The organism is Pantoea sp. 1B4, assembly GCF_016925765.1.
In the GTDB taxonomy this organism is placed as follows: domain Bacteria; phylum Pseudomonadota; class Gammaproteobacteria; order Enterobacterales; family Enterobacteriaceae; genus Pantoea; species Pantoea agglomerans.
In genome coordinates this window covers 75,028-87,126 of the sequence record NZ_JAEUWZ010000005.1, presented here as the reverse complement: position 1 = coordinate 87,126, position 12,099 = coordinate 75,028, and the positions used below count along the sequence as shown (strand labels likewise).

Here is a 12,099-nt window from a genome sequence, read left to right as displayed (position 1 = left end):
ACGCATCAGCGAAATCAGGCCGGGACGACGGGATGTCCGGCGGGTGCGACACAGTGATTGATCACCGTAGAGAGAATGGTCAGCGCCTGGCTGAACTGCGCATCCGGAATGGTGAGCGGGTAGAGGAAGCGGATAACGTTGCCTTTGGCTCCGCAGGTCAGCAGCAGCAAGCCCTGTTCCATCGCCATCTTCTGAACCGCCTGCGCGGTGCTGGCCTGATAGAACTCCATCGCCACCATCGAACCCAGCGCACGCACTTCAGCAATGTCCGGATGTTTGCGTTGATGTTCCTGGAGTTCTGCTTCAAGCCGGGCACCGAGATCAACGGCGCGCTGGCAGAGCTGCTCCTCTTCTATTACATCCAGCACCGCATGGGCCGAGGCGATAGCCAGCGGGTTTCCGGCATAGGTTCCGCCCAGACCACCTGGTGCAGGTGCATCCATCACCTCTGCACGACCGGCGACCGCGGAGAGCGGCATCCCGCCTGCCAGGCTTTTCGCCATGGTGATGATATCGGCCTTCACCGGGTAGTGTTCCATGGCAAACAGCTTGCCGGTACGGGCAAATCCACTCTGGACTTCATCCGCGATCAGCAGAATGCCGTGACGGTCAGCCAGCTCCCGCAACTGCACCATAAACTCTGCAGGTGCCGCATGGAATCCACCTTCGCCCTGCACCGGCTCCAGCACGATCGCGGCGACGTCATGGGGCGCAATGTCCTGCGTAAAAATTTCTTCAAGGCTGGTCAGTGCCGCCTCGATGCTGATCCCCTGAACCGCGCTGGGATAGCGTGCATGGAAGACTGACGGCGGCATCGGGCCGAAATCTCGCTTGTAAGGCGCCACTTTTCCGGTCATCGCCATGGTCATAAAGGTGCGGCCATGGAATGCGTTACCAAAGGTGATGATGCCGTGGCGGCGGGTATAGGCACGCGCCACTTTTACGGCATTTTCTACCGCTTCCGCCCCGGTGGTGAAGAAGGCCGTTTTCGCCGCACCGGCGATGGGAACCCGCTGATTAATACGCTCGGCCAGTGCGATGTAGCTTTCGTAAGGGGTGATCTGGAAGGCCGTATGGGTAAACTTTGTTAATTGATCGGCAATCGCCTGTTCAATGCGTGGATGGCGGTGGCCGGTGTTCAGTACCGCGATGCCGCCCGCGAAGTCGATCCAGCTATTACCCTCCTGATCCCATAAGGTGGCGTTCTCTGCCCGGGCAACGTACCAGTCGCACAGCGTACCGATACCTTTGGGGAGAGCCTGTGCTTTGCGCTGCTGCAACAGGTTATTTTTTTCGCTCATTTATTCCACCTCGTTAATATGCGTGTTTACAATTCCCGACAAACACGTTTATTTATGCCTGAGGCGTGGTGAGTTGCCAGAGCCAATTGTCAGAGGAAAGGTGGAGCCAATTGCGACTCTTATACGCAGATCATCTATTAGCGCGGTTACAGTTTTTAAGAACTGGCTCATTACATCAGCGGCTGCTGAACTGCATGCAGGCCGCGATCGCTGAAGAGGTGTTTCCGCGCGGAAGCCGTTTACCGCCAACCCGCGATCTGGCACGCGAACTGGGCGTATCGCGAAACACGGTTATGCATGTTTATGAGAGCCTGATGGCGCAAGGCTATGTTAACGCGCGGACCGGCAGCGGCACCTGGATTGCAGAAACGCTGCCGGAAAACTCTCTGCAGAGTGATGCAATTGCCGACCTTCAGGCGGTGAAGGCGCAACGACCGGCAACCCTGTCGAAGCGTGGCGCCAGTCTGCTGGGTAACGCGACAGCATCGCCTTACCAGTGGGGCGCGTTTGTCCCCGGCGCGCCCGATGTGACCGAATTCCCCCCACAAGCTGTTTAGTCAGATTCAGGCGCGTCTGAATCGCGAACCTGACGTTCACCGCCTGGTCTACAGCAGCGGCGGTGGCTGTCCCGATCTGCGCCATGCGCTGGTGGATTATCTGCGGGTGGCACGCTCAGTGCGGGCCGATGCTGACCAGATCCTGATCACCGAAGGGGTTCATCAGGCGGTTGATCTGGTGACGCGGGTGTTGTGCGATCCTGGCGATCGGGTCTGGATGGAGGAGCCCGGCTACTGGGGAACACGCAATCTGCTGCGCATGAATGGCCTGAAGATTCGGGCGATGCCCGTGGATGAGCAGGGACTGGTGCCGGACAGCGGCCCGGCACCAAAGATGGTGTTTGTGACGCCCTCTCATCAATATCCGCTGGGTGTGCATCTAAGCCTGGCCCGTCGTCAGGCATTGCTCACCCTTGCACGTCGCCATCAGAGCTGGATTGTGGAAGATGACTACGACAGCGAATTTCGTTTTTCCGGCCAGCCTCATCCCTCACTGCAGGGGCTGGAAGCGGATGCGCCGGTCATTTACATGGGAACGTTCAGCAAAACGCTCTATCCCGCGCTGCGCATTGGCTACATGGTGGTGCCGAAACCGCTGGCACAGCCGTTACGCATCGCCGCGGCAGAACTCTATCGCGGCGGACATCTGCTGATTCAGCGTGCGCTGGCGGAGTTTATCCGGCTGGGCCATTACATGGAGCATATCCGCCGGATGCGCCTGCTTTACCGCCAGCGGCGGCAGTTTCTATGCAGGCTGATCGAGTGCTATCTGGGGCCAGCCTTTTTTACCGGCATTCAATCATGAAGCGGGACTGCATCTGGTGATCCCGCTGCCAGCAGGCGCGGATGACGTGGCGATAGCCGCGGAGGCGCTAAAGCGCGGCGTCAAAGTACGGCCACTTTCGCAATATTATATGCACCCTCAGGAGGCGCGCGGATTGCTGCTGGGTTACGCCTGCGTCAATGAGCGGCAGTGTCAGGATGCGTTTGGCACACTCAAAGCCTGTCTTGCGTCCGCCGGAATGGTATTCACTCCGCAGCGCTAGCGGGTTCAGGGACACTTGTTTTGAAGGAGGGCGGTTTTACTTCCGCCTCTGTGCTAACGCATTGACATTTAATCAGAGTCACCGAGAATACTCCTCTTTGCGCCCCGACCAGACAATACTGGAGTCTATCATCGCCTTTAAACCCTTTACTGCACCGGCCCGTGCGGCTATTAAGCGAGGCGCCGCGCTGGCTGCCGCGTTGTTGCTGGTCAGTTGCGCATCTGAGCCGCCGAAATCGCTGGTCACACCTTTTCCGCCCGTGACGAAACAGCCGCTACCGACGCCTGGCAAGCCAGCACATCCTCATGCGCAGGAACCAATGCGGGGTGTCTGGTTAGCCACGGTTTCGCGCCTTGACTGGCCGCCCGTTGCGTCGGTAAATGGCACCAGTCCGGCGCAGCGTATCCGCCAGCAGCAGCAATCACTGATCGACAAGCTGGATAAGCTGAAAAGCCTGGGCATCAACACGGTGTTTTTCCAGGTTAAGCCTGATGCCACTGCGCTCTGGCCCTCAAAAATCCTCCCCTGGTCAGATATGCTGACAGGAAAAATTGGTGAAGATCCGGGCTATGATCCGCTGCAGTTTATGCTGGATGAGGCGCATAAGCGCGGTATCAAAGTCCATGCCTGGTTCAACCCTTACCGGGTGTCGGTAAACACTAAATCGTCTACCGTCAGCGAACTCAACCGCACGCTGTCACTGCATCCGGCCAGCGTTTTTGTGCTGCATCGCGACTGGATCCGCACTGCAGGCGATCGCTATGTACTCGATCCGGGTATCCCTGAGGCGCGTGACTGGATCACCAGTATTGTGGCCGAGGTGGTGACGCGTTATCCCATCGACGGTGTGCAGTTCGATGACTACTTCTATGCGGAATCTGCCGGTTCACTGCTCAACGATAATCAGACCTTCAGCCGCTACGGTCAGGGGTTTGCCAGCAAAGCGGACTGGCGGCGTCACAATACTCAGCAGCTGATTGAGCAGGTGTCACGTACCATCAAACAACTGAAGCCGGACGTGGAGTTTGGTGTCAGCCCGGCGGGCGTCTGGCGTAATCTGTCGCATGATCCTGCCGGTTCCGATACCCGCGGAGCGGCGGCGTATGATGAAGCTTTTGCCGATACCCGCCGCTGGGTGCAGCAGGGCTTGCTGGATTACATTGCACCTCAGCTCTACTGGCCATTTTCCCGTCAGGCGGCCCGATACGACGTGCTGGCAAACTGGTGGGCAGAGGTCGTGAAACCGACCAAAACCCGGCTCTACATCGGCCTTGCTCTCTATAAAGTGGGCGAGCCGTCAAAAGTTGAGCCTGACTGGACACAGCAGGGCGGCGTACCGGAGCTGAAAAAGCAGCTCGACCTTAATGAATCGAACCCCAATATTGATGGCACGATTCTGTTCAGAGAGAACTATCTGAATCAGCCGCAGACTCAGCAGGCGGTAAGCTATCTTAAAAGCCGCTGGGGAGGCTGAGAAACGCCGCGACAGCATGACCAGTGCGGTTAAGTTTTTCCCTGTGACTTGCTGCTATTCTTGCGCTTTATATGGGAGGAACCATGAGCGAACTGATTGATATTTTTACAAGTCACAAAAGTGAACGCAGTTTCACTGAGCAACCTGTCGATGAAGCTGTACTGGATCGGATTATCAGTACCGCTTATCGCGCACCGACATCAGTAAACTCGCAGCAGGTTTCTGTGGTGATCACGCGTGATGCCGGCCGTCGCGCACAGATCGCCGCCATTGCAGGCGGTCAGCCGTGGATTGCCAAAGCACCGGTGTTTATCACCTTTGTGCTGGATATGCATAAATCAGCCGTGGGAATGGCCGCTGTCGATCAGCAGCAGATCGCCCATCAGAGCATTGAGAGTATCGTGTCGGGTTCTACTGATATCGGTATCGCGCTGGGATCGGTAATGGCGGCTGCGCGTGCGGAAGGTCTGGGGATTGTGCCAATTGGCGGTATCCGTCGCGACCCGCAGGCGATGATTTCACTGCTGAAGCTGCCGCCACTGACCTTCCCGGTAGCGGGTGTGGTAATCGGTCACGTAGACGAACCGGCTCATCAGAAACCACGTCTGCCTCTGGCGACGTTCCGCCATGATGAGACTTACCAGACGCAGGGTCTGGAGCAGCAGATTGCGGCCTACAACGATGAGATGGTTCAGCACTGGAAGACGATTGGTCGTAATGACGGTGAGAGCTGGAGCGAAAGCGTCAGCGGTTACTATAAAAACATCTACTTCCCGAATGTACTGCCAGCACTGCTGAAGCAGGGTTTTGGCACAGATAAATAGTTCGCTCTCGTTATTGAGTGAATAGAAAAAGGCCATCCGTAGCGTTTACGGGTGGCCTTTTTCATTTTGTTACTATAACGAAAGGTGACTTTCCACGGCGTAACACATAATTTCCCTTTTAACCGAAGCGCAACTGCCTCTAAAACTTACCTTCCAGGGAAATAACATGTCTCAGCGTTCACTCTACGCGCTCTGTTTAATGAGCTTTTTTCTGGCCGATGTCCGCGACGGCCTGGGGCCATTTCTGGGCATCTTTCTTACGGAGCGACACTGGCAACCCGACGAAATCGGTCTGGTAATGACCTGTGGCGGTATCGCCGGATTACTTGCCACGCTACCGGCAGGGATCGCCGCCGATGCGACCCGTCATAAAAAAATCATTGTGCTGCTGGGCTGTCTGGTGATTACCGTTGCCACACTGCTGCTGTGGTACAGCAATCAGACCTGGACGGCGATGGTCTCGCAGGTTGTAGCAGGCCTGGCTGCGGCGTTTATCGGCCCGACTGTGGCGGGGATCACCTTAGGGCTCACGGGTCAGCGCGGCTTTAACCAGCAGATGGGACGCAACGAGGCGTTTAATCATGGCGGGAATACGATTGCTGCATTGCTGGCCGGTTTTTCAGCCTGGTACTGGGGCATGGGTGCCGTTTTCATTCTTATGACGGTAATGGCGGTTTTCGCTGCTTTCGCTACGCTGGCAATTCGCGGAAATGAGATCGATAACGATGTGGCGCGCGGTTATGAACCGCATGAAGAGCGTCAGCCAGCGCTGCACTTATCAATGTTGTTGCGAAACCCGGCGCTGATGATCGCCGGTTTGACGCTGCTGCTGTTTCATCTTGCCAATGCCGCGCTGCTGCCGATGCTGAGCATGCGCGTCGCCTCGGCAGGCGGCCAGGCGGCGATCAGTCCGGGCCTTTACGCGGCGGCAACGGTGGTGATTTCCCAACTGGTGATGATCCCGGTCGCGCTGTGGGTATCTAAACGCGTTGATACGCACGGCTATCGCCTGTTTATCATGATCGCCCTGATGATATTACCGCTGCGCGCGGTTCTCGCCGCCGGCTTTGCCGGGCCGATTTTTGTCATTCCGGTTCAGGTTCTGGATGGTATTGCGGCTGGGATTCTCGGTGTGGCAGTGCCAGGCTATATTGTCTCCCTGCTGCGGGGTACGGGGCATGTTAACGCCGGGCAAAGCGTTATTATGCTGATGCAGGGCGCAGGTGCAGCGCTGAGTCCCGCCATGACGGGCATAATCGCCGCACGTTATTCCTACAGCACCGCGTTTGCGGTACTCGGCGCAATTGCGCTGGCAGCGCTGATTCTATGGTGGCGCACCAGTAGCGCCCCAGCCGCCCGTCTGGCCTGATCAAATACAAAAAAAGGCTGCCCATTGGGCAGCCTGTTCTGGCAAATCCGTTTGCGACCATCCGTTATTTATACAGTTCTGCGGTCATGTGAACACGGTTGTTGGTGTTCGCTTCCGTAATTTTATACTGCGCACCCTGTTCCTGAGCCTGAGCTGCAATTTTTGATTCTGCGCCATCCAGTGTGGATGAGGTGACAGAAACGCTCTCGGCAAAGCTGCCAAAAGAGATTAGAGAAAAAGCTGCGAGTGCGGCGATTGAAAGTGCTTTTACGTTTTTCATGGTCATATTCCTGAGTTATGAATTGGGAGGATGTTTGCCTCCGATGGGAAGAATAGTAACTCAGGTTATGATATCAATATTAACTATTAGTGCGGCAATGGTGATCGTGCTAATTGTTTATCTGGGGATCAGACAGCGACTGTGCCGTCTCTGTAATCAACGTCCTGAACCAGCGATGGGCAGGATCGTCGCGATAGCGTGCATGCCAGCCCATTTCAACCGGGAAGGTGCCCAGGTCAACCGGCGCGGGAACGATTCTGAGCCGCTCATCGCGTGAAAGATGCTGACAGATCAAACGCGGCAGGGTCGCGCAGTAGTCCGTGACCGCAATCATTTCCGGCACGGCCAGAAAGTGTGTGACGGAGACTGCAACCTGACGACGCAGGCCGCGCTGCTCAAGCGCCTGATATAACCCAGCGCGCATACGGCCAGGTGGCAGAACGTTGACGTGCTTTAGCTGCTCATATTGCTCCGCGCTGAGGTTTTCGCCCACCAGCGGATGATCGGCGCGTATCACGCAGGCCAGACCTTCATTCATCAGGTGCTGAACGACGAGATTGTCGGGCGGCTCCACGATACGACCCAGCACCATATCGGTATTACCTGAAATCACACCGGTTTCAGTGACGTCATTGCCAAAAGGAGTGAGGCGGAGTCGGATGCCGGGCGCACAGCTCCTCAGGCGGGCCACGATGGCAGGCATCATGATGAATTCGACATAGCTGTTAGGCGCAAGCGTGAAGAGCCGGGTGGCATGAAGCGGATCAAAGTCCTGCTGGCCAAGAATAACCTTGTCGATCGATGACAGCGCAGCACCGACCACCTGAGCCAGCTGTTCCGCTTTCGGCGTCGGTCGCATCCCGTAACGTTCGCGGATAAATAGCGGATCGTTGAGCGTTTCACGCAGCCGGTTTAATGCATTAGAAAGCGCCGGCTGGGTTATGCCAAGCCGTTCCGCTGCGCGGGTAACTTTGCGCTCCTCCATCATGACCAGCAAAACTGGCAGTAAATTCAGATCGTATTTCATTAAGCTATAATGCTATGTGAATAACTGAAATTGAAGAAATAAATTTCATAAATATTCGTAACCCCGCCATGATTAACGGGTCAACGCAGAAGATAGCGGCTTAGACGCTGGTTCTGACTATCCTTACACCTGAAACCGACTAACTGTTATATGGAGCGGAAATGAAAATTTTAATGGTTTTGACCTCACATGATGAGTTGGGCACCACTGGCAAGAAGACCGGTTTCTGGCTGGAAGAGCTTGCGGCACCTTACTATGCATTTCTTGATGCGGGCGCAGAGATTACCCTGGCTTCACCGAAGGGCGGACAGCCTCCACTCGATCCAAAAAAGTGATGAACCCGATTCTCAGACTGATGAGACCCGCCGCTTCCATGCCGACTCTGCTGCTCAGGCAGTACTGGCCTCGACCGTCAAACTTGATACTGTTGATCAGGCAGCGTTTGATGCCGTTTTCTATCCAGGCGGCCATGGTCCTTTATGGGATCTGGCAAACGACAAACACTCCATTTCGCTGATTGAGCAAACCCTGCAGGCGGGCAAACCGGTTGCGCTGGTCTGTCATGCTCCAGGTGTCCTGCGTGATGTGAAAAATGCTGATGGCACGCCTCTGGTCAAAGGAAAGAAAGTTACTGGCTTTACGAACAGTGAAGAAGAGGGCGTTGGCCTGACTGACGTGGTGCCGTTCCTGGTTGAAGATGTGCTAAAACAGAACGGCGGCCTTTACTCACGCGGTGATGACTGGCAGTCCTATACGGTTCAGGATGGCTTGCTGATTACCGGTCAGAACCCAGGTTCATCAGCCGAGACCGCGAAGGTTTTACTGGCAAGTCTGGCGAAATAAAGCTCTTTACAGCATGCTGAGTTTTGAGGGCGCCTGCGGGCGCCTTTTTTTATTCCTACCGTTAAGTGCCAGGGCAGATAGTGACCTGCTTAATTATTCAGGTTGAATAGATTAGAGCTCAATTTTTCTTAACATTGATAATAAATTTACGGGCGTTTTCAGAGCTAAATTATTGCCTGAAAAATTCACTGAAAATATAAACATGTTTTTAAAACCAGTGTTGACATCGTTTTTTTATATCCGTAAAGTAGGACTCATCAGCGGCGTGCAGTTGCCCTGATAAACCGGAAACAAAAGCGTTACGAGTAAAGTAAAAAAGGTCCGACAAATTTGTGAGTTGAACTTGTCGGTGGTTCTGTTAAACATTGTTCTTTAAAACTGTTCGTTAGTTAAAATAACCCTGTTAAATGGAGTCGAAGTAAGTCTGTAAGAAGTATGTAGTATCGCGTCGCGATGATGTAAGGCCTCGTAGTTCTGAACGTTACGTTACGACAGGATACGATTGCGGTTTAAACGTCGTAATGAAAGTAAGGCAACGCATCAAAGAGTATATATCGCGATGGGGGTGTGCAGATTTATACGGGCCTGACCTGTCTTTGTCTCCTGAAAGACTATCAGGTGGTTGAAACCGCTAATAATAGTGACATTTCAGTATCGTGATCATTATTATCCGCAGGATCTGTTCATAAATAGCAGTACCGAAGTAGTACCTATCAATTAAGTTAGTTAATGGTAAACGTAAAATCTGTAGTACCTTAAAAGCCCTGGCTATTTCAGTCAGGGCTTTTATCTTTTTTACGATGTCTGTCAGTTCTTTTCAGAACGTAAATATGAGTAATTAACATTATCAAAGCAGCTTTTATCGATAATATTTAAAGTGATTCACGCGCGATTTATTCTCCTGCTATTGTTTCCTCAGTTCAACACTCTCTTTCCTGATCTCCCCAGCATCAATTTTTACCCCGCTATCGACATAGTAAAGCGCGATTTTGCCTTTTCGACGTCGGACAGAATGCGATATAACGCCCCGTTATCCTGTCTGTTGCTTAAACAAAATCGCAAAACAGTGAGCCGCAGTCCGCTATCCCTGTTAATACACCACCGTTTTAGCCACGGACGCCAGTCGTTCACGCAGCCACTCATGCCCTTTGTGATGATGGGTTCGGTTATGCCAGGCCATGATTTTACTGAAGCCAGGGATGATCAGCGGTGCTGGCAACATGACCAGACCCGTAGTGTCGATCGCCAGTCGTTTCGGTACCACGCTTACCAAATCAGTGACGCGCAAAATTTCCGGGAGCACCTGAAAACTGCAAACTGAGAGCGTTACCCGGCGGGCCCGGCCAATCGCAGCCAAAGCCTGGTCGGTAACCCCATTAAAATTTCCGCCGGGCCACGAAACCAGCGCATGATCCTGCGCACAGAACTCATCCAGCGACAGCGTCGCACTGCCCGCCAGAGGATGATTTTCACTCAGCAGACAAACATATTCTTCATTGAACAGTTGCCGCTTATGCAATGTCGGTGGCGTGGTCTCTGGCGTCAGCAACGCCACATCAACTTGCCCATGTTCAAATTGTCCTGACAGGGTCTCGCTGTTCACGGGTACCACCGCGACACGTATACCTGGCGCTTCACGTCGTAAATGTGCGATAAACGGCACAATCACCGCACTAAGCGCATAATCCGTTGCAGCAACATGTAACGTCATCTGTGACAGGGCCGGATCAAACTGTTGCGGCTGAAGCAGTTCTCCCACCTCCGCCAGTATCGCTTTTACCGGCCCGGCCAGTTCCAGCGCCCGCAGAGTCGGCACGATGCCGCGTTGAGCCCGGATAAACAGCGGATCATCAAAACTTTCACGCAGTCGTGTCAGCATACCGCTTACCGCAGGTTGCGTCAGGGACAGACGTTCAGCCGCTCGGGTCACGCTGCGTTCATCCAGCAGCACGTCCAGCGTTTTTAATAAATTCAGGTCAACGTTAAGCAGATGATTGTTCATCTTTCCCCTGTGGCACGAGGTTGAATCGTGATATTAATCTAAATAATATCACAGATAAATTATAACGATTGGCCTTATATGTGGAGGGATCAGATACTGCGTTTTCCACGGCACTGATTACCGGTGCAACCGTTATAAGGCAGGAAAACGTAGAATGAAAATGAACGCGATTCACTGGCCAGATGGATTTATCCCGGGTCTGACTGATAATTTCTGTTCAAACGAGGTGATTGTCACTGACCTGACGCCAGAAGCCGTCTGGCCGTTGCTGGCCACCCCCCGCTTGCTGGCCTGAATATTATGCTAACTCCGCTAACGCACAGTTTTATGATAATAAAGGGCCTGTACTGGAGCAGGACGTGCGTTTCTGCTTTGAGACTTTTGGCTTCCGGGTTGAGGCAAAGGTGATGGAATGTGTTCCGCCACTAAATGGCGAAGCGGCACGTCTGGCCTGGCACGGTTGGTCGGGTGAGGAAGGGGCTGCCGACCGGCTTGATGTTCTTCATGCCTGGTTGATTGAAGCGCTGCCAGGAAACCGGCTGCGCATTCTGACGCAGGAGACGCAAAACGGAAATCCGGCGAAAGAGCTGGCTGTCGCTAAACCTAATCCGATGATTAATGGGCATCAGGAGTGGCTGGATGGACTTGTCGATGCGGCAAGATCAATTAAACGCTGACTGGCGAACAGGTTGACAATTTATGACCGGCGCGTTATCGGCGCGTCGGTTGCCTGTTCTGGCCGGGTTTAACATTAACGTGACCTTCACATAACGCTACCTCCTTATGTGTTTAATATCAGCAATAGTGTGCGCCGTTTAAGCCTGACGGGATTGATAATAATAAAAGGGTTTACCTGCCGGGTTTGAGGCGCCTTTTCTAGATCGACGATTTGTACCTCACAGGAGCAGAGCCTTTAGTGGTATCGCGCTACTCGCCATTCTGACACCTGATGAATGCCTGAGCATAAATCGTGCGCAAAGATGTCAAAAAATTCCCACTAAGTCAGCAAAAATAAATCTATCCTCATTTGAAGTCGGTGGAAGATTAAAGTTGAAGTTATTAAGATTAACTTATTGATTTAAATCAAATAAGTTAAAATACCAGATTATTATTATTCACTCGTCCATCTGACAGAAAAATTTGGAAATTTAAACAAATAAAAAAAGAGCTGAAATGCATAATCAATAATCTTATAGGCTGTTGAATCTATTGAAAGTATATTAAATTCTGATAATGAATCATCTTTTTGTTGTGTGATTTACGATGGCAAATATCCCATTTTAGAACATTCTATTCTCCAATATTTCAAGGGGTAATATAAAAAAAGAACGCTTTTCCGGCATCTATTGACCTGAAGGAAGTGAGAAGGGTTTTTT

Annotated in this window: 7 protein-coding genes and 3 pseudogenes; 6 read left to right on the top strand and 4 right to left on the bottom strand. The window is 53.0% G+C overall.

From position 1 onward, the window contains the following. Positions 1–14: 14 nt before the first annotated feature. On the bottom strand, positions 15–1,301 hold the full coding sequence (gene gabT / locus JNO11_RS21835) for a 4-aminobutyrate--2-oxoglutarate transaminase (protein WP_163641182.1): 1,287 nt from the start codon (positions 1,299–1,301) through the stop codon (positions 15–17). Between the two features lie 110 nt (positions 1,302–1,411). Here gabT and JNO11_RS21830 point away from each other — a divergent pair. From JNO11_RS21830 to JNO11_RS21815, 4 genes and pseudogenes are all read left to right on the top strand, one after another. Then, positions 1,412–2,904: pseudogene (locus tag JNO11_RS21830) on the top strand (PLP-dependent aminotransferase family protein). 169 nt (positions 2,905–3,073) lie between these two features. After that, entirely contained in the window at positions 3,074–4,378 is a 1,305-nt protein-coding gene (locus tag JNO11_RS21825) for a glycoside hydrolase family 10 protein (protein WP_325178059.1), read from the top strand. Between the two features lie 83 nt (positions 4,379–4,461). Next, positions 4,462–5,202: a nitroreductase family protein gene (locus tag JNO11_RS21820; protein ID WP_250489611.1), complete on the top strand. Its 741-nt coding sequence runs from the start codon at positions 4,462–4,464 to the stop codon at positions 5,200–5,202. A 166-nt stretch (positions 5,203–5,368) separates the two neighbouring features. After that, on the top strand, positions 5,369–6,571 hold the full coding sequence (locus tag JNO11_RS21815; RefSeq protein WP_325177910.1) for an MFS transporter: 1,203 nt from the start codon (positions 5,369–5,371) through the stop codon (positions 6,569–6,571). Positions 6,572–6,635: 64 nt separating this feature from the next. Here JNO11_RS21815 and JNO11_RS21810 read toward each other — a convergent pair whose 3' ends face one another. After that, positions 6,636–6,851, bottom strand: coding sequence for a YdgH/BhsA/McbA-like domain containing protein (locus JNO11_RS21810; protein WP_325177909.1), 216 nt, complete (start codon positions 6,849–6,851; stop codon positions 6,636–6,638). A gap of 109 nt (positions 6,852–6,960) precedes the next feature. Continuing rightward, entirely contained in the window at positions 6,961–7,878 is a 918-nt protein-coding gene (locus tag JNO11_RS21805; protein WP_325177908.1) for a LysR substrate-binding domain-containing protein, read from the bottom strand. A 161-nt stretch (positions 7,879–8,039) separates the two neighbouring features. Between JNO11_RS21805 and JNO11_RS21800 the strand changes: the two are divergent. After that, a pseudogene (locus tag JNO11_RS21800) lies at positions 8,040–8,721 on the top strand (type 1 glutamine amidotransferase domain-containing protein). 1,090 nt (positions 8,722–9,811) lie between these two features. Here the strand turns inward: JNO11_RS21800 and JNO11_RS21795 are convergent. Then, a complete protein-coding gene (locus JNO11_RS21795) occupies positions 9,812–10,723 on the bottom strand; it encodes a LysR family transcriptional regulator (RefSeq protein ID WP_325177907.1) in 912 nt (303 codons plus the stop codon). 160 nt (positions 10,724–10,883) lie between these two features. Between JNO11_RS21795 and JNO11_RS21790 the strand changes: the two are divergent. Further along, a pseudogene (locus JNO11_RS21790) lies at positions 10,884–11,400 on the top strand (SRPBCC domain-containing protein). The last annotated feature ends 699 nt before the right edge of the window (positions 11,401–12,099 follow it).

Excerpts from the sequence above, each read along its gene's own strand:
- gabT (WP_163641182.1), bottom strand. The coding sequence starts at position 1,301 with ATGAGCGAAAAAAATAACCTGTTGCAGCAGCGCAAAGCACAGGCTCTC.
- JNO11_RS21820 (WP_250489611.1), top strand. The coding sequence starts at position 4,462 with ATGAGCGAACTGATTGATATTTTTACAAGTCACAAAAGTGAACGCAGT.
- JNO11_RS21815 (WP_325177910.1), top strand. The coding sequence starts at position 5,369 with ATGTCTCAGCGTTCACTCTACGCGCTCTGTTTAATGAGCTTTTTTCTG.
- JNO11_RS21810 (WP_325177909.1), bottom strand. The coding sequence starts at position 6,851 with ATGAAAAACGTAAAAGCACTTTCAATCGCCGCACTCGCAGCTTTTTCT.
- JNO11_RS21805 (WP_325177908.1), bottom strand. The coding sequence starts at position 7,878 with ATGAAATACGATCTGAATTTACTGCCAGTTTTGCTGGTCATGATGGAG.
- JNO11_RS21795 (WP_325177907.1), bottom strand. The coding sequence starts at position 10,723 with ATGAACAATCATCTGCTTAACGTTGACCTGAATTTATTAAAAACGCTG.